At 66.1% G+C, this 579-nt stretch carries 1 protein-coding gene; it reads right to left on the bottom strand.

What is annotated here, in order from left to right:
• Window positions 1-579: NAD(P)/FAD-dependent oxidoreductase (locus L810_RS42660; protein WP_042978385.1), on the bottom strand; the 579-nt coding region annotated here is incomplete at both ends.

Raw genomic sequence — 579 nt, 5'->3', positions numbered from 1 at the left:
CCGTCTTCGGCAGCGACAGCAGGCCGCCCGCCGTGATCGCGCGCGCGCCGTACGACACGCGCTTGCCGCCTTCGAGGAACGCACGGATCGACGGGTGCGTCTTGTAGCGCTGGAATTCCTCGAACGGCGACAGGTACGGGTTCGTGTAGCCCAGGCCCACCACGAAGCCGACCACGACCTGGTTGTTGTCCATGTGATACAGGAACGAGCCGCCGTAGGTGTCCGACTTCAGCGGCCAGCCGGCCGTGTGGATCACGAGGCCCGGCTTGTGCTTGGCCGGATCGATTTCCCACAGCTCCTTGATGCCGATCCCGTAAGCCTGCGGATCGGCGTTCGCGTCGAGCTTGAACTTCGAGATCAGCTGGCGGCCGAGGTGGCCGCGGCAGCCTTCGGCGAACAGCGTGTACTTCGCGTGCAGTTCCATGCCGAGCTGGAAGTTCTCGGTCGGCTCGCCGTCCTTGCCCACGCCCATGTTGCCGGTGGCGACGCCTTTCACGGAACCGTCGTCGTTGTAGAGAATCTCCGCGGCCGGGAAGCCGGGGAAGATCTCGACGCCGAGCGCCTCGGCCTGCTGGCCCA

This window comes from Burkholderia sp. AU4i, assembly GCF_000466765.1.
GTDB lineage: Bacteria > Pseudomonadota > Gammaproteobacteria > Burkholderiales > Burkholderiaceae > Burkholderia > Burkholderia cepacia.
The sequence above is the reverse complement of the archived record's forward strand: the minus strand, read 5'-3'. Positions and strand labels throughout refer to the sequence as shown.